This window comes from Brevundimonas sp. GW821-FHT12C05 (assembly GCF_058807475.1).
The window spans coordinates 481,546-502,448 of record NZ_JBXAQS010000001.1; the positions used below are offsets into that span (position 1 = coordinate 481,546).

At 69.6% G+C, this 20,903-nt stretch carries 20 protein-coding genes; 14 read left to right on the top strand and 6 right to left on the bottom strand.

The genetic code is table 11. The features are described 5' to 3' along the window. Positions 1-7: 7 nt before the first annotated feature. A complete protein-coding gene (locus AC1RRF_RS02310; protein WP_492832438.1) occupies positions 8-730 on the bottom strand; it encodes a flagellar hook assembly protein FlgD in 723 nt (240 codons plus the stop codon). A gap of 3 nt (positions 731-733) precedes the next feature. After that, positions 734-2,782: a flagellar hook-length control protein FliK gene (locus tag AC1RRF_RS02315; RefSeq protein ID WP_492832440.1), complete on the bottom strand. Its 2,049-nt coding sequence runs from the start codon at positions 2,780-2,782 to the stop codon at positions 734-736. Between the two features lie 334 nt (positions 2,783-3,116). Between AC1RRF_RS02315 and flgK the strand changes: the two genes are divergently transcribed. The 8 genes from flgK to AC1RRF_RS02355 all read left to right on the top strand — a co-directional run bounded on the left by flgK (position 3,117) and on the right by AC1RRF_RS02355 (position 12,481). Beyond that, a complete protein-coding gene (gene flgK, locus AC1RRF_RS02320) occupies positions 3,117-5,234 on the top strand; it encodes a flagellar hook-associated protein FlgK (RefSeq protein ID WP_492832442.1) in 2,118 nt (705 codons plus the stop codon). Then, complete coding sequence (locus AC1RRF_RS02325) at positions 5,234-6,160, top strand: flagellin (RefSeq protein ID WP_492832444.1); 927 nt, start codon at positions 5,234-5,236, stop codon at positions 6,158-6,160. Before flgK ends, AC1RRF_RS02325 begins: the two co-directional genes overlap by 1 nt. Positions 6,161-6,224: 64 nt before the next feature. Then, complete coding sequence (locus tag AC1RRF_RS02330; protein WP_492832446.1) at positions 6,225-7,466, top strand: putative DNA modification/repair radical SAM protein; 1,242 nt, start codon at positions 6,225-6,227, stop codon at positions 7,464-7,466. Beyond that, positions 7,466-8,893, top strand: a complete 1,428-nt coding sequence (locus tag AC1RRF_RS02335) for a UdgX family uracil-DNA binding protein (protein ID WP_492832448.1) — start codon at positions 7,466-7,468, stop codon at positions 8,891-8,893. The genes AC1RRF_RS02330 and AC1RRF_RS02335 overlap by 1 nt, the downstream gene beginning before the upstream one ends. A 118-nt stretch (positions 8,894-9,011) precedes the next feature. Next, positions 9,012-10,127 (top strand): ABC transporter permease, encoded by a 1,116-nt coding sequence (locus AC1RRF_RS02340; protein ID WP_492832450.1) that lies wholly within the window; start codon positions 9,012-9,014, stop codon positions 10,125-10,127. Beyond that, entirely contained in the window at positions 10,124-10,909 is a 786-nt protein-coding gene (locus AC1RRF_RS02345; RefSeq protein WP_492832452.1) for an ABC transporter ATP-binding protein, read from the top strand. The genes AC1RRF_RS02340 and AC1RRF_RS02345 overlap by 4 nt, the downstream gene beginning before the upstream one ends. 13 nt (positions 10,910-10,922) lie before the next feature. Beyond that, complete coding sequence (locus tag AC1RRF_RS02350; RefSeq protein ID WP_492832454.1) at positions 10,923-11,861, top strand: MlaD family protein; 939 nt, start codon at positions 10,923-10,925, stop codon at positions 11,859-11,861. After that, positions 11,861-12,481 carry an ABC-type transport auxiliary lipoprotein family protein gene (locus AC1RRF_RS02355; RefSeq protein ID WP_492832456.1) on the top strand — a complete coding sequence of 207 codons (621 nt, stop codon included), beginning with the start codon at positions 11,861-11,863 and terminating at the stop codon, positions 12,479-12,481. The genes AC1RRF_RS02350 and AC1RRF_RS02355 overlap by 1 nt, the downstream gene beginning before the upstream one ends. On the opposite strand, the gene AC1RRF_RS02360 is transcribed toward AC1RRF_RS02355, so the two are convergent. Then, the gene (locus AC1RRF_RS02360) at positions 12,478-12,996 is read right to left on the bottom strand and encodes a TetR/AcrR family transcriptional regulator (RefSeq protein WP_492832458.1); all 519 of its coding nucleotides are present in this window, start codon (positions 12,994-12,996) and stop codon (positions 12,478-12,480) included. The two genes, AC1RRF_RS02355 and AC1RRF_RS02360, sit on opposite strands and share 4 nt — an antisense overlap. Before the next feature lie 149 nt (positions 12,997-13,145). On the opposite strand from AC1RRF_RS02360, the gene AC1RRF_RS02365 reads away from it, so the two are divergent. Both AC1RRF_RS02365 and AC1RRF_RS02370 read left to right on the top strand, forming a co-directional pair. Continuing rightward, positions 13,146-13,775, top strand: a complete 630-nt coding sequence (locus tag AC1RRF_RS02365) for a hypothetical protein (RefSeq protein ID WP_492832460.1) — start codon at positions 13,146-13,148, stop codon at positions 13,773-13,775. Beyond that, positions 13,772-14,128 (top strand): VOC family protein, encoded by a 357-nt coding sequence (locus tag AC1RRF_RS02370; protein ID WP_492832461.1) that lies wholly within the window; start codon positions 13,772-13,774, stop codon positions 14,126-14,128. The genes AC1RRF_RS02365 and AC1RRF_RS02370 overlap by 4 nt, the downstream gene beginning before the upstream one ends. On the opposite strand, the gene AC1RRF_RS02375 is transcribed toward AC1RRF_RS02370, so the two are convergent. Genes AC1RRF_RS02375 through AC1RRF_RS02385 form a run of 3 tightly spaced genes read right to left on the bottom strand, consistent with a single transcriptional unit; the run spans position 14,125 to position 16,379 of the window. Further along, entirely contained in the window at positions 14,125-14,970 is an 846-nt protein-coding gene (locus tag AC1RRF_RS02375; RefSeq protein ID WP_492832463.1) for a hypothetical protein, read from the bottom strand. The genes AC1RRF_RS02370 and AC1RRF_RS02375 overlap by 4 nt on opposite strands. A gap of 48 nt (positions 14,971-15,018) precedes the next feature. Next, positions 15,019-15,672, bottom strand: a complete 654-nt coding sequence (locus tag AC1RRF_RS02380; RefSeq protein ID WP_492832464.1) for a 3-oxoacid CoA-transferase subunit B — start codon at positions 15,670-15,672, stop codon at positions 15,019-15,021. 2 nt (positions 15,673-15,674) lie between these two features. Continuing rightward, entirely contained in the window at positions 15,675-16,379 is a 705-nt protein-coding gene (locus AC1RRF_RS02385; protein WP_492832466.1) for a CoA transferase subunit A, read from the bottom strand. A gap of 367 nt (positions 16,380-16,746) precedes the next feature. On the opposite strand from AC1RRF_RS02385, the gene AC1RRF_RS02390 reads away from it, so the two are divergent. From AC1RRF_RS02390 to AC1RRF_RS02405, 4 genes are read left to right on the top strand one after another with little or no spacing between them, the layout of a single operon-like run. Next, positions 16,747-17,625 (top strand): SGNH/GDSL hydrolase family protein, encoded by an 879-nt coding sequence (locus AC1RRF_RS02390; protein WP_492832468.1) that lies wholly within the window; start codon positions 16,747-16,749, stop codon positions 17,623-17,625. 2 nt (positions 17,626-17,627) lie between these two features. Further along, positions 17,628-18,899 carry a GDSL-type esterase/lipase family protein gene (locus AC1RRF_RS02395; RefSeq protein WP_492832470.1) on the top strand — a complete coding sequence of 424 codons (1,272 nt, stop codon included), beginning with the start codon at positions 17,628-17,630 and terminating at the stop codon, positions 18,897-18,899. Beyond that, positions 18,899-20,314 carry an MBOAT family O-acyltransferase gene (locus tag AC1RRF_RS02400; RefSeq protein WP_492832472.1) on the top strand — a complete coding sequence of 472 codons (1,416 nt, stop codon included), beginning with the start codon at positions 18,899-18,901 and terminating at the stop codon, positions 20,312-20,314. The genes AC1RRF_RS02395 and AC1RRF_RS02400 overlap by 1 nt, the downstream gene beginning before the upstream one ends. 15 nt (positions 20,315-20,329) lie before the next feature. Then, on the top strand, positions 20,330-20,848 hold the full coding sequence (locus tag AC1RRF_RS02405; RefSeq protein ID WP_492832474.1) for a hypothetical protein: 519 nt from the start codon (positions 20,330-20,332) through the stop codon (positions 20,846-20,848). Positions 20,849-20,903 lie beyond the last annotated feature (55 nt).

Below are 20,903 nucleotides of genomic sequence, written 5' to 3' on the forward strand. Positions count from 1 at the left end.
GAGCGCGTCATGCGGCCACCTCCTCGTCAGGGACGGGCGGATTCTCCGCATCGTCGTTGTCAGCTTGTGCGCGGATCTCGTTCAGCGAGATCACGGTCGAAAGCGGAAGGATGGAGTCGCCGATCACCAAGTACGGCGCGCCGTCGTACATCTCGACGCCGGTGACGCGGCCGCGGATCAGGGTCTGGCTGTCGACCTTGCCGCCGTTGGCGTTGGTGGCGGTGACCTTCAGCGTATAGACGCCGCCGTTCTCGGCGGTGTCGCCGCCGGTCATCTTGCCGTCCCAGGTGAAGTCGTGGACGCCGATGCCCTTCTCGGGCGCCTTGCCTTCCCAGACGACCTTGCCGTTCTTGTCGAGCACCTGGACCTTCACGTCCGCGGCCGTGCCGCCCAGCTCGTAGGACCAGGTCGCCTTGCCGTCTTCCAGCGAGGTGGCGGACCAGGCGGCGGTGACCTGCTTGCCGATGTAGTTGGAGGCGTTGTCCAGGCCGCCCGCGGACTGGGCCTTCAGCAGGCTGGTCAGCAGGTCGTTGGTCAGCAGTTGCTGCTCCACCCCGGCCATCTGCGTCAGCTGGGCGGTGAACTCGTTGGAGTCGACCGGCGACAGCGGGTCCTGATTGCGCAGTTGCGTGGTCAGCAGGGTCAGGAAGGTCTCGAAGTTCGAGGCCAGGCTCTTCGAACCGGAGTTGATCCGGCCGGAGGCGTCGGGAGCGGAGACGGAGTCAACCATCGATCAGACCTTCATATCCACGCCCGCGGGCGTGAGAGACAGCGCCTGCCAGCGAGGAGGCTGGGCGACGGCGTCGGCTTCGGTGTTCAGGCGGGCGGCGGCGGCGAAGGCGCGGGACTGAGCCCGATCCTGGCTCTGCGAGCTGTCCTGCCCGCGATCAAAGGCGCTGGAGCCGCTGTCGCGCTGGGTGAATTCAAAGGCGTCGTCCGCCAGGTGGAAGCCTTGCTGCTCCAGTTGACGGCGCAGGTCGTCGACCCGGCCCCTCAGATCCGTGGCGGCGGCGGGGTTGTCGAAGGCCAGACGCGCGGCCAGGCGGCCTTCGGCGTCGATGTCCAGCTTGATGTCGACCCGGCCCAGTTCATCGGGCGTCAGCGACATCTCGAAGCGGGTCGAACGTCCGTCCAGCTTTCTCAGAATCTGGGCGGCGATCTGGGCGGTGGCTTCGATCGCCACGCGCGACTGGGTCGGTCCCAGAGCCTCGCGGGCGGCATGGGCGGTCTGGGCCGACGGCGCGGCTTCGGGAGCGGTCGCGTCGACCGGAACCTCGGCCGCGGCGTCGCCTTCGGCGTTCTCGGTCGCCGGCGCTTCAATCGCCTTGGCCGCGGCGGAAGCCGGCGCGACGGCCGGGTTCGGCGCGGTCGCCACGGAGGCCTGCGGCGTGGTCGTCACGGGCGCGGACGGAGCGGCGGTGTCCACGGCCGCGTTGGTTTCCACCGACCGCGAAGTCCGCTCGGCCTGCGGGCGCGGGGAGGGCGTCTCGACCGGGCGCGGCGTCTCGGCGCTCTTGCTCTCGGCGTCCGGAGCCGGCGACGGCGCGACGTCAGCCTGATCCGGCGCGCCGGACGGCTTCAGGGTTTCGGCGGGCGCCGCGACCTCATCCTTGGACGAGGCGGAAGCGGGGGCGGAGACCGCGGGCTGCGTCAGCGGCTCCGGAGCCGCCTTGGCGACCGCCGGCGCGGGCGCCGGTTGCGGGATTTCCGGCATAGGCGCGGCGGAGGTCGTGCGAGCCGGCGCCTCCCCCTGCGGGCGGGCGACCTCGACCATGGCGCTGTCGTCCAGTCGCGCGCGTTCCATGTCGCCGACCTGGCGAGGGATCGGCGTCACGACCGGCGCCGTCGGTCCGGCCGTGACCGGCGGCGCCGGAGGCTGCGTCAGCGGTTGCGCCGCAGCTGTCTTGGCGTCCGGCTGGGCCGGGGCGGGCGGCAGAACCTCAGGCGCGTCGGTTTGCTCGGCCTTCACCGCGGGGCGGACCTGCGGATCGGCGTCGATCGTCTTCGCCGCCGGGGCCTTGTCGACGGGCAGGGGCGTGGTCGCCGGCGGAGCCTCCGCCTTCGGCGCCGGAGCCTCGGCGCCGGCCTGGGGCGCGACGCCGTCGGCGGCCTGCGCCGGGGCGGCCGGAACGGGGTTCGTCGTCGTAGGCGCGGGCGCGGCCGGACCAACGACGGGCGGCGCTTCGAATGCGGCCGGTTGAGCGGCGGCCTGGATCGGAAGCGGCGGCGGCGAAGCCGAAGCCGTATCCGCGCTCGGAGCCGTGTCGGCGACGGGAGCCGGCAGGACCGGAACGGGGAGCGGGGTCGCGACAGCGGACGCATCGGTGGCGGGGCCGTCCACGGCGGGAGCCTCGATGGCCGGTTCGGCGGAAACAGGTTCGGCCGGTGGGGTCGTGTCCTCAGCGTCCTCGGCGGCGACGGGCGCGGCCATATCGCCGTCAGCCGCCTCGACCGTGGGCTCGTTCGCGACGACGGACAGGGCCGCGGCATTGATCTGCAGCAAGGGCTGTGGGGGCGAGGGCAGGGCGCCCGCCAGGGCCGAAGCCGTGGGATCGGATTGTTCGGAGCCCAGCGGCGTCTCGGCCAGCCCTTCGTCCGTGTCGCCGCCCAGCATCGCGGCCAGCAGGCCTTCGAACGCCGACGCGTCGACCGTCGCCGACCCTTGCGAGGTCGTCGGCGCGGCGGGCGCGATCATGGACAGCAATGCGGATGCAGTCGACATGGGGTCCGGGGCGGCGCGATGGCCGAGGTGGATGGCGAGGGCGCCTGCTGCGCCGAACATTCGAAACCTCAGGCGCAAATCGCGGGCCACTGTGAGGTTGCCAATAAAGTACTGATTTTATTGATCTATGATCGTATCGCCCTGGACCGGCGACGCCGTGAGAGCGGTCCAAACTTGCCGCGTGCCGACCAATCTTGCCCAGCGCCGCCGGTCGCCCCCGGGGGTGGATCGCGGTGGCCCGCTGTTTGCGCCTCGTGAACGTCATGACACAGGCGCGAAACGCGATACTGCGTAAATTCAATGAGTTGGCCGGAGTGCACGCGTGCGCCGCCGGGCAAAAAGGGCGCGGCGGCTGGCAGACCTTGCCGGGCGCCCGTTCGATGGAGGTCCGCGCATGTCGGTGACCAGCATCCTGAATAACGCCAACTCGGGTCTGATCGCCGCCCAGACCCAGCTGCGCGTGGTCTCGGACAACGTCTCGAACGTCAACACGCCCGGCTACGTTCGCAAGATCGCCGACCAGGTCTCCCGGTCCAGTCAGGGCGTCGGCAGCGGCGTGGAAGTCACGCGAATCCGCCTGGCCACCGACCGCTTCCTGCAAGCGGCCAGCCTCAGCGCCGGCGCCGAGGCGGCGCGTCAGGGCGTGAAGTACGAACTGTACGACCGCATCCAGTCGATGTTCGGCGATCCGGGCGGGAAAAGCAGCTTCTTCGGCCAGGTGGACGGCGTCTTCGCCGCCTTCGCGTCCAGCGCCGAGGACGCGACCTCCTCGCCCCGCCGCCAGGACGCCCTGTTCAAGACCCAGGCGCTGTTCGACGAGGCCACGCGGATCGCCAAGCAGGTCCAGGCGGTGCGGGAAGACGCGGACGGCCGCATCCAGAGCGCGGTCGAGAACGCCAATAACCTGATCCAGCAGATCGAGTCGCTGAACGTCGAGATCACCCGGGCGAAGGTCGTCAACGGCGACGCCTCGGGCGCGGAGACCGCGCAGGCGGCCCTGATCGGCCAGCTGGCCGAGCTCATGGACGTTCGCGTCACGGCGCGCACGATCGGCGGCGTGTCGATCCGCACCGGCAGCGGCGCCGTGTTGGCCGGGGAGGGCGCGGCGACCTTGTCCTACACGCGCGCGGGCACGGTGACCGGCGAGACCAACTTCAACGACATCTGGATCACCGAGCCGGGCGGAAGCAAACAGTCCCTGCTGGACAGTGTGACCTCGGGCGAGATCAAGGGCCTGGTCGAACTGCGCGACGTCGAGGCGCCCGCCGCCGCCAGTCGACTGGCCGAGCTCATCACCCATGTCGCCGACGAACTGAACCGCGCCCACAACGCCAACACGGCCATGCCGCCGCCGAACCGGCTGGATGGCCGCAATGTGGGCCAGTCGCTCGAAGGGGCCATCGCCGGCTTCAGCGGTCGGACGACCATCGCCGTCACCAACGCCGCCGGAGTGATTCAGCAGCGGGTCGACATCGTCTTCAGCGGCGCGACCATGACGGTGAACGGCGTCGCCGCCGACCCGACGACCTTCCTGGCCACGCTGAACACCCAGCTGGGCGGCGCGGCTTCGGCCCAGTTCGTCGACGGCAAGCTGTCGATCGTGGCCAGCAACGGCGCCAACGGCGTCGCCATCGCCGACGATCCGACGACGCCGTCGAGCAAGGCCGGCCGAGGCTTCTCTCACTACTTCGGTCTGAACGACCTGATCTCGACGGATCGTCCGGCCCTGTACGACACCGGCATGACTCCGGCCTCGCCGCACGGCTTCACCGCCGGCGAGACGATGACCTTCCGGTTCGCCAACGAGGCCGGCGCCCGGATCCGGGACATCCAGGTGGCGGTGCCGCCCGGCGGCACGGTCGGCGACCTGATCAATGCGCTCAACGATCCGGCGACGGGCGTGGGCGCCTACGGCAGGTTCTCGCTCGGCGCGGACGGCGCGATGACCTTCACGCCCGCCGGCAGCCCTCCGCTGAAGATGAGCGTGCTTAACGACAACACCAGGCAGGTTCCGTCGGGGATCACGGCGACCGAGATGTTCGGCATCGGCGCCGGCGTGCGCATCTCACGCGCCGACAGCTTCTCCCTGCGATCGGACATCCGGCAGGGTCCCGCCAAGCTGGCGCTGGGCCAGTTGAACCTGTCCGCGGCGGCTGGGACGCCGGCGCTCAGCGCGGGCGACGGCCGCGGCGCCCTGCTGCTGGCCGACGCCGGCGAGCGCGCCGCCAACTTCCAGCCGGCGGGCGGCTCCTCGGGCGGCTCGATCTCGGTCTCGCGCTACGCCTCGGAGCTGGCCGGCGATATCGGCGGCAAGGCCACGGCCGCCAAGAACCGCAAGGACGCGTCCGGGGCGCTCTACGCTGAGGCCGTCGGACGCCAGACGGCCCACGAGGGGGTCAATCTGGATGAGGAGCTGGTGCTGATGACCACCTACCAGCAGGCTTTCAACGCCTCGGCCCGCCTGATCCAGGCGGCCAAGGACATGTACGACACGCTTCTGGGGATGATCTGATGACCCGCGTCGCCACCTTCGGAAACTACCAGTCGGCCCTTCTGAACCTGATGACGGCCCAGAGCCGGTCCGCCGAGGCCCAGGAGCGGGTCTCGACCCAGAAGAACGCCACCGACCTGACCGGCTTCGGCCGCCAGTCCGAGACCCTGACGGCGCTCAAGGGCGCCCAGAGCCGCATCCAGGGATTCATGGACACGGCCGAGGCCGTAACGGCCCGCCTGACCACCCAGGACCTCGCCCTGACCCAGATCGGCGACGGCGTCGACGCCCTGCGTACGGCGATCGGCAACGCCCTGTCGTCGGACTCGTCGACCTCGCTGATGCTGGAGATGGAGGGCCAGTTCCAGACCATCCGCGGCGGGCTGAACATGCGCCATCAGGGCGGCTACCTGTTCGCCGGGGCCCAGGTGAACACTCCGCCGGTGGATGTGTCGAACCTGTCGGAGCTGGCCGCGGCGCCCAGCGTGGCCTCGATCTTCCACAACGACACCCTGAAGACCGCCAGCCGCGTCGCCGAGGGCACGACACTGGAGACCGGCTTCCTGGCCAATGAGGTCGGGACCGACGCCATGAGCATCCTGCGCGACATCCAGAACTATCACGCCAGCGCCAACGGGCCGCTGACGGGCAAGTTGACCGAGCCGCAGAAGACCTTCCTGACCACCCAGCTCGCGCGGCTTGAACAGGCCAGCAAGGGGGTGATCGACAAGACCGCGACCACCGGCTCGCTGGCCAATCAGGTTGAGAACGTCGAAAAGAGCCACAAGGCGCAGCTGGGCTCGCTGGACGAGCTGGTCTCGAACCGCACCGACGCCGACATGGCCAAGGCGGTCACCGACCTGCAGCTGTCGCAGATCGCCATCCAGGCCTCGGCCCAGGTGATCAGCCAGCTGCGGCAGGTCTCGCTGCTCAACTATCTGAGCTGACGCGGAAAATTACGCAACGGCGACGCTGGACAGGCGTTCACTCTATGGAACATAGAGTGAACAAATGGCTCAACTCGATCTCCGGAAGAAGCTCTCCATTCTCGCCGACGCGGCCAAGTACGACGCCAGCTGCGCGTCCTCGGGCACGGCGAAGCGGGACTCCGTCGGCGGCAAGGGGATCGGCTCGACCGAGGGCATGGGCATCTGCCACGCCTACACGCCGGACGGGCGGTGCGTGTCCCTGCTCAAGATCCTGCTGACCAATTTCTGCATTTACGACTGCGCCTACTGCATCAACCGGGCGAGCTCGAACGTGCCCCGGGCGCGGTTCAACGTGCGCGAGGTCGTGGACCTGACGCTGAACTTCTACCGCAGGAACTACATCGAGGGTCTGTTCCTGTCGTCGGGCATCATCCGGTCGGGCGACTATACGATGGAGCAACTGGTCCTGGTGGCGAAGACGCTGCGCGAGGAGCACGACTTCCGCGGCTACATTCACCTGAAGCTGATCCCCGAGGCCGACGAACGGCTGATCGCCGAGGCGGCGCTGTACGCCGACAGGCTGTCGGCCAATATCGAGTTGCCCCGTGACGAGGCGTTGCGACGGCTGGCGCCGCAGAAGGATGTGGGCGTCATCAAGAAGGCGATGGGGCAGGTGCGCCTGGGCGTCGAAGCCGCGAAGCCGGAGAAGCGCAGCCGGGTCAAGGCGCCGAAGTTCGCGCCGGCGGGCCAGTCGACCCAGCTGATCGTGGGCGCCGACGGCGCGCCGGACACCGAGATCATCGACCGGTCGGCGTCGCTGTACGGCGGCTACGGCCTGCGCCGGGTCTATTATTCGGCCTTCAGCCCGATCCCGGACGCCTCTTCCAGCCTGCCGCTGTCGAAACCGCCGCTGATGCGCGAGCACCGGCTGTACCAAGCCGACTGGCTGATGCGTTTCTACGGTTTCTCGCCGCCCGAGATCGGCGAGGCGACGACGGACGGGATGCTGGACTTGGGCATCGATCCCAAGCTGGCCTGGGCCCTGAACCGGCGCGAGCGCTTTCCGGTCGATGTGAACACGGCGCCGCGCGAGGCCCTGCTGCGGGTGCCGGGCCTGGGGGTGAAGTCGGTGGATCGCATGATCTCGGTGCGCCGCTACCGGACCCTGCGGCTGGAGGATGTGGCGCGCCTCTGTCGGGGCATCGACAAGGTGCGGCCCTTCATCGTGACGCTGGATTGGACGCCGGGCGGGCTGACCGATGCGGCGGACCTGCGCGCCCGTATCGCGCCCGATCCGAAGCCCGTGCAGATGAGTCTGTTCTGATGCGGGTCGCGGCGCTGGCGAACGAGACGGATTTCGACGGCTGGCGCAGGGCGGCGCGGCGCTTCCGCGCGACGGGCGTGCGGCCGGAGGCGGCGGCGTTTCGGGTCGGCGCGGGCGAGGGCGGCCTGTTCGACGAGGTCGAGGCCGTGACAGATGAGGGGGCGCCGTTCCCGGTCCCCCGGGCCTTCGTCGATCTGGCGGAGAACGTGATCCTGCACCGCTCGGCCGATCGGTTCGACCTGCTGTACCGGTTGCTGTGGCGGCTGGAGCGCGAGCCGGACCTGATGAAGGTGGTCTCGGACCGCGATGTCGCCGACGCCTTCGAGCGGGCCAAGAACGTCAGCCGGGCCAGTCACAAGATGAAGGCCTTCGTCCGCTTCCGGCTGACCGAGCAAGAGGGGCAGGAGCACTGGGTCGCCTGGTTCGAGCCCGCGCACCGGGTGGTGGAGAAGACCGCGCCCTTCTTTGCTCGCCGCTTCACCGCGATGACTTGGTCGATCCTGACGCCTGACGGCTCGGCCTTCTGGGACAAGCAGGCCCTGACCTTCGGCCCGCCCGCCACGCGCGACATGGCCCCGAACGAGGATGAGATCGAGGAATTCTGGAAGACCTATTACGCCTCGACCTTCAACCCGGCCCGACTGAAGACCAGGACCATGCAGGGCGAGATGCCCAAGCGGTATTGGGCCAACCTGCCCGAGGCGACCCTGATCCCGGAACTGGTCGCGATGTCGTCGGTTCGAACCGAGACCATGGTCGCCACGCCCGCCTCCGAGCCGAACCTGCGTCTGGCCAAGACGCTGTCGCGCATGAACCGGGACCATGCGTTCGAGGAGGGCTTCGTCCCGTCCGATCTGGCGGAACTGGATCATGCGGTTCAGGCCTGTCGCCGCTGTCCGTTGTGGCGCGACGCGACGCAAGGGGTCTGCGGGGTGGGGCCGAAGCGGGCGAAGCTGATGATCGTGGGCGAACAGCCGGGCGATCAGGAGGATCTGGCCGGGCGGCCCTTCGTCGGTCCGGCGGGGCAGGTGCTGGACGCCGCGCTGGCGGCGGCGGGCATCGACCGCGACGACGTCTTCGTCACCAACGCCGTCAAGCATTTCAAGCACGAACCGCGGGGCAAGCGGCGCATCCATAAGACGCCGGCGGTCAGCGAGGTCAGCGCCTGCCGCTGGTGGCTGGACGCCGAGCGGCGACTGGTGAGGCCCAAGGTGATCGTGACCCTTGGCGGGACGGCGGCGCTGGGCGTGCTGGGCCGCAAGGTGGCCGTGACAAAGGAGCGGGGCCGGCTGATCGATCTGCCGGACAGCAAGGCGCTTGTGACCGTTCACCCCTCCTATCTGCTGCGGATTCCCGACCGCGAGGCAGCGGCGGTGGAGCGGGAGCGCTTTGTCGCAGACCTGAAAAAGGTCCGTGGCCTGCTCTGAGGCGTAAACGGTTGAAACCGTGGCTGAACGATTACGGCCGCGTAGCGTTATGATGGGCGCCGCAGCTTTGCCGTAGAGCAGGCATAGGCAAGCGGTACAGGGCGATCTAGGTAGGGGCATGGCCACAGCGGATTTCCAGATCGACGATGGCGGACCGGGTCTGACCCTGCGTCTGACCGGCGACTGGACGGCGACCGAACTGGGCCGCATCTCGCGCCGGCTGGACGACGGGCTGAAGGGGCGCGAGATCACGGCCGTGGACCTGACCGATCTCGGCCGGTTCGACACCGCCGGGGCGCTGGCGATCGTTCAGGCCGGACATGCCCAACTGCCCGCATCGGCCTGGTCCCAACGTCCGGAGGCCGGGCGCACCTACGCCATGGTCGAGAAGCTGGAACGTGACAGCGCCGGGCCGCCCAAGCGGTCGCCGGGCTGGATCCGGGGCTTCGCCAAGGTCGGGCGCGGCATGCATGACATCGCCGCCGAAGCGACCCTGTCGATGGCCTTCCTCGGCCGGCTGGTCACGGCCACGGGCTCGACGGCCAAACATTGGGACAAGATCCGCTGGCCCGCCTGGTTCAGCCAGGGCGAGCGGGCCGGACTGGACGCCATTCCGATCGTGGCGGTCACCAACTTCTTCATCGGCGCGGTCATCGCCTTCCTCGGCGCCAATCTGCTGACCCAGTTCGGGGCCGGGGTGTTCACGGTGCAACTGGTCGCCGTGGCGACCCTGCGCGAGCTGGCGGTGCTGATCACGGCCATCCTTCTGGCGGGCCGGTCCGCCTCGTCCTTCGCGGCCGAGATCGGCTCGATGCGGATGAACCAGGAGGTCGACGCCATGCAGGTGATGGGGGTGAACCCCTTCCAGGCGTTGGTCATTCCGCGTCTGGCCTCGATGATCGTCATGCTGCCGATCCTGACCTTCGTCGGCATGCTCGCGGGTCTCCTGGGCGGCCTGTTGGTGACCTGGAGCCAGCTCAGCTACGGCCCGGCCTTCTTCGTCCAGCGCATCAGCGAGGACCCGATGATGGGCACCCACCTGATGGTCGGCATGATCAAGGCGCCGGTCTTCGCCATCGTCATCGCGGCCATCGGCTGCCGGCAGGGCATGGCCGTCGCAGGCGACGTCGAGAGCCTGGGCCGCCGCGTCACCGCGGCGGTGGTGCAGGCCATCTTCGCCATCATCTCGCTGGACGCCGTCTTCGCCCTGATCTTCCTGGAGCTGAACCTGTGACGGCGTCTCAAACCGGAGCGCCGGAAAAGCTGATCGAGGTGCGCGGGCTGCTGAGCCAGTTCGGCGACCGCACGATCCACGAGAACCTCGACCTCGACGTGGAGCGGGGCGAGGTCCTGGGCGTGGTCGGCGGTTCGGGCACCGGCAAGACGGTGCTGCTGAACACCATCATCGGCCTGAAGGAGCCCGAGGGCGGCACGGTCAGCATCCTGGGCCACGACCGCGCGACGATGACCAAGGCGCAGGAAGCCGACGTGGAGCGGCGCACCGGCATCCTGTTCCAGCAGGGGGCCCTGTTCTCGTCGCTGAGCGTGCTGGACAACGTGGCCTCGCCCCTGGTCGAGCACACCCATCTGTCGCGCGAGGTGATCCGCGAACTGGCCGAGATGAAGATCGCCATGGTCGGGCTGGGGCCGGAGTCGCACCATCTGAAGCCCGCCGAGCTGTCGGGCGGCATGCGCAAGCGGGTCGGCCTGGCCCGCGCGCTGGCGCTGGACCCGGAACTGCTGTTCCTGGACGAGCCGACGGCCGGGCTGGACCCGATCGGCGCCGCCGCCTTCGACGATCTTATCCGCCAGCTGTCGAACGATCTGGGGCTGACGGTGTTCATGATCACCCACGACCTCGACAGCCTCTACGCCATCACCGACAAGGTTGCGGTGCTGGCCGACAAGCATGTGGTCGCCAAGGCCACGGTTCAGGAGTTGGAGAAGTCCGACCATCCCTGGATCAGGGAATACTTCCTGGGGCCGCGCGGTCGCGCGGCCGACAGGGCCGCTTGAGGAGAGCGGGAATATGGAAAGAGACGCTCACTACGCCGCCGTCGGCATCGCCACCGTCGCCCTTCTGGCGGCGCTGGCCGTGTTCACGATCTGGCTGGCCCGCCTGCAGTTCAACAGCGACTACGACATCTACGACATCGTCTTCTACGGACCGGTGCGCGGGCTGTCGGAGGGCGGCGAGGTGCATTTCAACGGCATCCGCGTGGGCGAGGTCACCGACCTGAACCTGGATCCGAAGAAGGGCGACCAGGTCATCGCCCGCATTCGGGTGGACGCCACCACGCCGGTGCGCGTGACCAGCCGCGCCCAGCTGGAGCCGCAGGGCATCACCGGGCTGAACTACATCCAGATCACCGCCGGCGACCCGAACAGCGCCAAGCTGAAGGACCAGTACGCGCCCAATTCGGTGCCGGTGATTCAGAGTCAGCCGTCGCCGATCGCCGAACTGCTGAGCGGCTCGGGCACGGTGCTGGCCCAGACCGTGGATGCGCTGAACCGGATCAATCGCGTGCTGTCCGACGACAATGTGCGCAGCTTCTCGACCAGCCTTAAGAACATCGAGTCCCTGACCACCGAGCTGGAAGCCCGCAAGGGCATGCTTGAGCAGTTGGAGCAGGCGCTGACCCGCGCCAACGCCGCCGTCGGCGAGTATGAGCAACTGGCCATCAGCACCCGTCGGGTCGTCGAGGGCGACGGGGCGCGGGCCGTGGCCAACGTCAACGCCGCCGCCGAGGAGGCCCGCGAGGCCGTGGCCTCGATCAACCGTTCGGCGACCAACCTGGAACGGCCGTTGGGCGACTTCGCCACGACCGGCCTGCCGCAACTGCAGCAGTCGATCCAGCAGCTGGACGAGGCGACCCGCTCGCTGCAGTCCCTGATCGACGACGTGCGGGCCAGCCCGCGAGAGTTCATCGACCGTCCGTCTTCCCGCGAAATGGAGGTGCAGCCGTGATGCGTGTTCTGAAAGGCGCCGCCCTCGCCGTCGCCGCCGCGGCGCTGCTGGGCGGCTGCTCGCTGCTGTCCACGCCGGACCCGGTGCAGATGTACCGCTTCGGCAACCTGCCCTCGGGCGTCAGCGAGCAGGAGAGCCCGGCTTCAGCCGTACAGGTGGCCCTGCGCCGTCCCGAGTTCGCCCAGGCCGTGCGCGAGGACCGCATCCTCGGCGTCACCGGCACCGAGGCCGCCTACATCAAGGGCGCGCGCTGGGTCAGCTCGGCCGAGGTGCTGTTCAGCGACTCGCTGGAGAGCGCCTTCGCCGCCCAGGCCACGCGCGTGCGGCTGGTGGGGACGCGCGAACTGACGCGGGCGTCGCAGGCGCTGGACATCGATGTGCGCGCCTTCGAGGCCCGCTATCGTGCGCCTGGCGCGGCGCCCGTCGTGACCATCATCGCGCGGGTCCGCCTCCTGAACACCCAGGACCGGACCGTGGCGGCGGAGCGCGTCTTCACCATCGAGCAGCCGACCGGCGAGAACCGTATCGGCGCCATCGTCAGCGCCTTCGACACGGCCGCGCGGGACCTGAACACCCAGGTCGTCGAGTGGACCGACCAGAACGCGCGGGCGGCGAACTAACGCCCCAAAAGCCGGCGGGCGAGCGTCTCCGACGAACAGGCGACCTCGCCCGCCAGCCACATCCGGAGCATGGCCAGCGTGCCGGCGGCCGCGCCCATGGCGACCAGCGCCCGCGGCGTGGCGTCCTCCTCGTCGTTCGGCAGACGCGCCTCGATCATGGCGGCGAGCTTGCGCTGGAGCTTGGTCGCCAGCGGCGGCTCGAACAGCATCCGGCCCGCCGCGCGCTGTTCCCAGACATGGTCCAGCATGAAACGGACGGAGCCCGGGTTTCCCCGGCCCGCCGCCGCGTCGGCCAGCGGATTGAACAGGGGCTCGATGACCGCGACCAGGACCTCGTCCTTGTTGCGGAAATGCTCATAGAAGGTCGAACGGCCCACCCCCGCCGCCTCTATGACGTCGGCGGTGCGGATCGCGCCGTAGCGGCGGCTGAACAGCAGGCCGATGAAGGCGTCGGAGATCGCCTTGCGGGTCCGCTGGATGCGGCGGTCGAGATCGCGGGGCGACGGCTGATCCATGGCCGGACGATAGCCATGGACGGACCTCGGGTCACGGCGGCGATGGCGGACAATCGGGCCTGATCGTCCGGAAGCGGACATCGGGGCGCGTTCGTCTCTCGCGCTCGCGGATCGCCTTGCCCAGACCTGCGGCTTCAACGGAGGTCGGGATGGATATGAAACGGGAGATGCGGCAGGCGGGCGGTCTGCTGCTGGCGGGGACCGGGGCGTCGGTGATGCTGATGCTGCATCACCCGACATCGCTGCGCGGCCCCGATGACGGTCTGCTGCTGGGGGACTGGAGCAACGCCGGGGTGCACGGTGGGATGATCGTCTGCCTGATGCTGATCGGCCTGGGCGGATCGAGCCTGCCGCGCCGGCTGGGCGAGACGCACCTGTCGGCGCGGGCGGGCCGGATGGCCTTTACGGGCGGGATGGCGGCCCTGATCGTCGCGGCGCTGGTCAACGGCTTCGCGGCGGAGCGGCTGGCGGGGCAGGCGGCGGCGGGGATCCAGGTCCCGGTGCTGGTGGCGCTGAACCAGACGTTCGCGGTGTTCGGCATGCTGATGGTCGCGACGGCGATGGCGCTGTGGGCCGTCAGGATGCTGCGGCTGGACCCTGTCGCGAAGGGCGCCGGGATCGTCGGACTGGCGGCGGCGGGGCTGGCGGCCGGTTGGCTGATCCACGGCGGGGGCGCCTTCGGCCTGGTCCCGGCCACTGTCGCGACGGGCGTGTTCGCGGCATGGTCGGTGCTGACCGCCGCCTGCCTGCTGCGCGGTCCTTTGGAACCGACGCCATGACCGAAGCGCACCATGTGGCCGCCATCGTGCCGTGCCGCGACCTTGAGGCCAGCACGGCCTTCTATCAGCGGCTCGGCCTGGAGGTGGTCAGCGACCACGGCGACTACCGCCTCCTGTCGGACGGCAAGGGCTGGCGTCTGCACCTGAACCGGACGCCGGGGTGGCCGGCGCGGGTCGAGGACAACGCCCTGGGGCTGTACCTGTACGTCGAGGACGTGGACGCCGTGGCCGAGCGGGTGCGCGAGCTGATCCTGAACGACGACCGGCCCCGGCTGAAGCCGTGGGGGACCTATGAGTTCGCGATCAGTGATCCGAGCGGGGCGCTGGTCCGGATCGGGCGCGTGGCGGACTAGAGTCCCTGCCGCAGTCCCGCCAGCCGGCCTTCGACCTCGGCGCGACGGGCGCGGGCGGCGGCGATGCCCGAGAGGGCGCGGTCGATGCGGGCCAGCAGGTCGTCGCGGGGGCGCAGCAGGCTTTCGCGATCGGGGCGGACCTTCTTCGGGCGGCGGCCGGACAGGCCCAGCGCGTTCTTCCAGTCATCGCGCCAGGCGGCGGCGCCGTCGGCGCAGGGCTTCAGCAGGTCGGCGAAGCGGGCGTCGGCGTTCTGGGCGTTGCGGAGCAGGGGCAGGGCGGCGACGGCGGCGCCGCGGCAGGCGTCCAGCGCGGCCTTGCGCTCGGCCAGCGGATGGGCGGCCTCGCCTTCGGTCGGAGCCTGGCCGGTCAGGCGGCGGGCGGCGGCGGCGAGGTGGACGTCGAGGTCCACGACCGCATCCCGCACATCGGCCCAGACGCCGTCCAGGGCCCCCGAGCGGCGGCCGACGCCCTCGATCCAGCCGGTCAGGTCGCGAGCCACGTCATCGACGGAGGCGGCGGTGCGGGCGTAGGCGGCGCGGAAGCGCTTGAGGCGGCCGCCCCGGCTGTCGAACAGGCCCGCCAGCCCCCGGCGCGGCTCCAGCGTCTCGGGCCGCAGGTCCGCCAGCACCGAGCGGGCGTGGGTCAGCCGGGCGTGGGCCTCGGTCAGGTCGCCGGTGCGGGCGGCGGCCAGGGCGCGCTCGATCTTCTCGACGGCGGCGGCGCGGCTGGGCTCGGCGAAGGCGTGGGCCTGCGTGTCGTTCAAGGCGGCATGGATCGCGTCCACCCGCGCGGCGTCCGGCGCGGGCGCATTGCCCAGCCAGCGATAGGCCCCGTCCGCCATAAGCTTACTCCCGCCCGGCAGCTCTGCGGCCGCCGGGCGAAAGGTTAACTACGACTTCAGCCCGGCGGCAACGGTGTAGCTGGCTTCGGTCTTGGCGGCGACTTCCTCGAGGGTGACGCCGTCGGCCAGTTCGATGAGCTCCAGCCCCGCGCCGTCCGGCTTGACGTCGAAGACGCACAGGTCGGTGATGACGCGGCTGACCACGCCCGTGCCGGTCAGCGGCAGGGTGCAGGATTTCAGGACCTTGGATTGGCCGTGCTTGTTGGCGTGATCCATGACCACGACCACGCGCTTGACGCCCGCGACCAGGTCCATGGCGCCGCCCATGCCTTTCACCAGCTTGCCCGGGATCATCCAGTTGGCGATGTCGCCGTTCTCGGCCACTTCCATGGCGCCCAGGATGGACAGGTTGATGTGGCCGCCGCGGATCATGGCGAAGCTGTCCGAGGAGCTGAAATAGCTGCTCTCGGGGATCTCGGTGATGGTCTGCTTGCCGGCGTTGATCAGGTCGGCGTCGACCTCGTCGTCATAGGGGAAGGGGCCCATGCCGAGCATGCCGTTCTCGGACTGCAGGGTCACTTCCATCCCGTCCGGGATGTAGTTGGCGACCAGGGTCGGGATGCCGATGCCCAGGTTGACGTAGAAGCCGTCCTGGAGCTCGAGCGCGGCGCGTTCGGCGAGTTGTTCGCGGGTGCGGGCCATGATTATGCAGTCTCCCGCTGGCGAATGGTGCGCTGTTCGATGCGCTTCTCGGACACCGTCTGGACGATACGGTCGACGTAGATGCCCGGGGTGTGGATGTGGTCCGGGTCGAGCGAGCCGACGGGAACGATTTCCTCGACCTCGACGACGGTGACCTTGCCCGCCGTGGCCATCATCGGATTGAAGTTGCGGGCCGTCTTGCGGAAGACGAGGTTGCCGCGCTCATCGGCCTTCCAGGCCTTGACGATGGCCAGGTCGGCGACGAGGCCGGTCTCCATGACGTACTGGCGGCCGTCGAACTCGCGCACTTCCTTGCCCTCGGCGACCAGGGTGCCGACGCCGGTGGCGGTGAAGAAGGCCGGGATGCCGGCGCCGCCGGCGCGGATGCGCTCGGCCAGGGTGCCCTGCGGGTTGAACTCCAGCTGGAGCTCGCCGGCGAGGTACTGGCGCTCGAACTCCTTGTTCTCGCCGACGTAGGACGAGATCATCTTGGCGATCTGCTTGGTCTCGAGCAGCTGGCCGAGGCCGAAGCCGTCGACGCCGGCGTTGTTGGAGATGACGGTGATCCCCTTCACGCCGCTGTCGCGCAGGCCGGCGATCAGCTTCTCGGGAATGCCGCACAGGCCGAAGCCGCCGGACATGACGGTCATGCCGTCGAACGTCAGGCCCTCAAGCGCGGCGTTTGCGTCGGGGAAGATCTTCCGCATCGCTTCCTCATGTTTTCACTGTCTGATGAATATCGACAGCCTTTGGTCGTCCCTAACGCGGGGGGAGGGGCGGGGCAAGGGCGCCGAACCGCGCGGCCGAAAAACAGGGTGCGAACAGTGCGAACCGTGCGGCGGGTCGGAAAAAAACGAGTGCACATTAGTGCACTTTTTCGCGTTGTGGTGGGGGAGACGGTGGGCGCAGGCGTCAGGGTAGTGGCGACAGGTTGCAGGTTAGCCGACCGCTGCGTCAGGAATGGACGTAACCCTCACCCATTAACCTTTTTCTTCGCGCCACGCGGGCGCGTGGTGGCGGGCCGCCGCCGATAGGGTAAAAGGCTGGCGAAACGGAGTTCCGGGGGACAACGCGTTGAAGGTCGGCATCAATGCACTGACGGCGGTGTTCGTGGTCGGCGTGGTCGCCGGCCTGGCGCTGACGCCTGACGGCCGTGAGTGGATGCGCCGTCCGACCCTGCTGTTGGGCGGACAGGCCGCCGCCTCCGCGCCGCCATCGGCCGAGACCGAGACCGCCCCCGTCGTCGCGACGCCCGCGCCCGCCGCCGTGGCGGTGACGCCGCTGAGCGCCCGCCTGGCCCAAGGGGGGCTGCGGATCGGGGTGTTCGGCGACTCCATGGCCGACGGCCTGTATGCGGGCCTATACCGCGACCTGCAGCACACGCCCGATGTCTCGGTGACCAAGTTCTCGCAGGTTTCGACCGGCCTGAGCCGCTACGACTACGTCGACATCCAGGCCAAGACACGCGGCCAGCTGGATGCGCAGCCGGTCGATGTGGCCGTGATCCTGTTCGGCACCAACGACGCCCAGGGCATCGAACTGGACGGTCAGATCCACGCCTTCGGCACCGATGGATGGAAGGCGGCGTACGCCAAACGGGTCGACGATCTGGTGGCCCTGCTGCGCAGCCGCGACGTGGCGGTCTACTGGGTCGGCCTGCCGCGCATGAAGCGCGAAAGCTTCGACGGGCGGATGGCGCTGATCAACGGCGTCGTGTCCGAGCGGATGCGGGCGCTGGGCGTGCCCTATATCGAGACGACAGCCCTGACCTCGAACGGCGAGGGCGGCTATGAGGCCTATCTGCCGAACGGCGCCGGCAAGCGCACCCTGATGCGGGCCAACGACGGCATCCACATGTCGATGGCCGGATACCTGCGCATGAGCGCGCCGGTGGCCGAGCGGCTGAAGCGTGATGCGGGGCTGAACGTCCCGACCCCCGCGCCCGCGGCCTGATCGTGAGAACGGCGCCCGGCGCGCTGATCGCCATCCTGTTGAGCGGCGGGTTGATCGCGGCGCCGGCCGCGGCCCAGACGGCCTATGTCGCCAATCCGCCGCTGGAGCCGGGACTGGGCGTCTGCCCCGGCGGCCTGTGCCAGCCCGAGGCGCTGGGCGGCGTGTTCGAGGCCTTGGCGGAGACCGAGGCCGGAACGCGCGACCGGCCCGTGCACATCCTGCAGATCGGCGACAGCCACACGGCGGGCGACCGCATCACCGGCAAGGTCCGCGTGGACCTGCAGCGCCGTTTCGGACGGGCCGGACGCGGGGTGATGCCGCCGGGCGTGCCCTGGGATGGCTACGCCCCCTATCAGGTGACGGTCGGCGCGCGGGGCTGGGTGACGGAGATCGCACCGCTGCAGCCGCCGGCCGGAACGCCGACGCCGCGGGTGGGTCTGTCGGGCGTGCGCGCGACAGGCGCCAGCGACGGCGTCATGGGCTTCGATCTGGACCCGGGCAGCGAGGCGACGGTGCTGGGCGTTTGCGGCCGGGCCGGAGCGGGCGGATCGGTCCTGTCGGTCGAGGCCGGCGGAGTGGGGCGCGAACTGGACCTGGGTCGGGGCGAGGAGACCTGCCGGGACATGGTCCTGCCCGGGCCGATGCGGTCGGTGCGGCTGCTGGCGCGGGGCGAGGGGACGGTAATCGATTCCGTGCGGCTGGACGGCGCGGCGCGGGGGGTGACCCTGTCCAATCTGGGACGCGTCGGAGCCAGCCTGCGCGATCTGGCGGCGCGGGACGAGACGACGGCGGCGGTGGAGCTGGCGGCGTGGAAGCCGGACCTGATCGTGCTGGCCTTCGGGACCAATGACGGCTTCGACGACGGGCTGGACGGCGTGGCCTACGAGGCGCTGCTGCGCGGGCAGATCGCGCGGTTGCGGCGGTTGGCGCCCGCGGCCGCGCTGATGGTCCTGGGCGCGCCGGACGCGTTGCGCGGCGGAGTCTCGAACGGGTGCAGCGCCGACGGCATGCGCGCGCCGCCGCCCAAGCTGGCGGTGGTCCGGGACGTGCAACGCCGGGTCGCCGCCGATCTGGGCGTCGCGTTCTGGGACTGGCACGGACGGATGGGGGGAGACTGTTCGTCGGATCGCCTGGCGTTGAGGGCCGAGCCCCTGATGCGCGGCGACCGGGTGCATTTCACGACCGAGGGGGCCGACTGGATCGGCGGCGTTCTGACCGGCGACCTGATGGGCGCCTATGACCGCTGGAAGGCGGCGAACGGGGGAGCGGAGTAGTGCTGTTCCCCACGCTCGCCTTCGGCGTCTTCTTCCTGTTCGTCTATTTCACCACCTGGTCGCTGGATCGCGAGAACGGGCGGCGGAAAGTGTTCCTGCTGCTGGCCAGCTGGTTCTTCTACGCCCAGTGGGACTGGCGCTTCGTCGGTCTGCTGATCCTGTCGGCCGTGCTGAACTGGGGCGTGGCGGCGCTGATCGCGCGCCGGATGGAGCGGGATGGGCCGGACGCACGGCGCGCCTGGCTGGTCGGCCTGGGCGTCGCGGTCAACCTGATCATCCTGGGCTTCTTCAAATACTACGGCTTCTTCGTCGAACAGGCGGGCGACCTGCTGGCCCGGTTCGGCTGGGAGCGGGACCTGCCGCTGCTGCAGATCGTGCTGCCGGTGGGGATCAGCTTCTTCACCTTCCAGGGCATCAGCTATGTCGTGGACGTGCATCGCGGGAAGACGCCGCCGGCCAAGAGCCTGCTGGACGTCATGCTGCTGATGAGCTTCTTCCCGCATCTGGTGGCCGGGCCCATCGTGCGGGCGTCGGACCTGCTGCCGCAGTTCGAGCGGGCCCCGCGGCTGACGCGGGAGATGGCGACGCACGGCCTTCTGCTGATCTGCTGGGGCCTGTTCAAGAAGACGGTGATCGCATCCGAGCTGTCGGTGAACCTGGTCGATCCGGTGTTCTTCGACCCGTCGGCGCATTCGGCCATCGACATCGCGGCGGCGGTCTATGGCTATGCGGTGCAGATCTACTGCGACTTCTCGGCCTATTCGGACATGGCGATCGGGATCGCGGCCTTGCTGGGCTATTCCTTCCCGCGCAATTTCGACCAGCCGTACCGCGCCGGCTCGATGCAGAGCTTCTGGCGGCGCTGGCACATCAGCCTGTCCAGCTGGCTGCGTGACTATCTGTATGTGCCGCTGGGGGGCGGTCGGAAGGGGCTGGTCTCGTCGTGCATCAATGTGTTCATCACCATGGTGCTGGGCGGGTTGTGGCATGGAGCGGCGTGGACCTTCCTGGCCTGGGGCGCGCTGCACGGCGGGGTGCAGGTGATCGAGCGGCTGTTCAGGGCGGCGTTCGGCGACCGCAGGATCGTGCCGACGGTGGTGGGCGTGCTGATCACCTTCCACATCGTCTGCCTGGGCTGGATCCTGTTCCGGGCCGAGACCTTCGAGATGGCCATGGCCATGCTGGCGGGACTGGGCCAGATCGGGCCGGTGACCCTGCTGACGCCGCTGCTGCTGACGCTGATCGTGGGCGGGCTGGCCATGCACTGGCTGCCGCCGCGCGCCATCGAGGGCGTGGCCGAACGGCTGAAGACGGCGCCGTCGATCACCCTCGGTCTGCTGATCGGCATCGCCATCCTGCTGGTCGAGGCGGTGCGGCCCGAGGGCGTGGCGCCCTTCATCTATTTCCAGTTCTAGAACGTTGGACCCGAGATGACCGACGACAGGGACAAGACAGGAGAGGGCGGGGTTCCGCTGGAGCCCTTCCCCACGCACCGGCCGGACTCGCCCTTCCCGCCGCTGTACGAGAGCCTGCCTGCGCAGACGCCGCCCGATCCGCCCAGCGACTGGATTCAGAGCGCCGACGCCCACGATCTGCCGACGCGCGAGAACAAGCTGGCCGCGCTAGGCCGGTTCGCCTTTCCGCCCGCCCCGCCGCTGGACGACGAAGGGGTAGCGGCGCGCGACACGCGCTGGACCAGCCGGACGCTGGTGGTCGCGACGGCCTTCCTGCTGGTCTTCAACGCCGTCTCGCCGCTGAACTGGTCGCACCAGCAGGCGCCGGGCTGGGTGTCCGAGACGGTGGAGAAGGTGTCGGAGGCCTGGGTCGGGCAGTTGGCCCTGCTGGGCGTCGACATGCCGCGTCAGGGCCTGCGCGACGCCTGGTTCGCGGCCAAGGACGCGCGTTTCGTGGGTCAGGAACCGGCCCCGCCGCGGACTGATACACCGTAACAGTAGCTTGACCGAAGCCACGCCGCGACCCTAGCGTGACGCCGCCCGCGTGTGG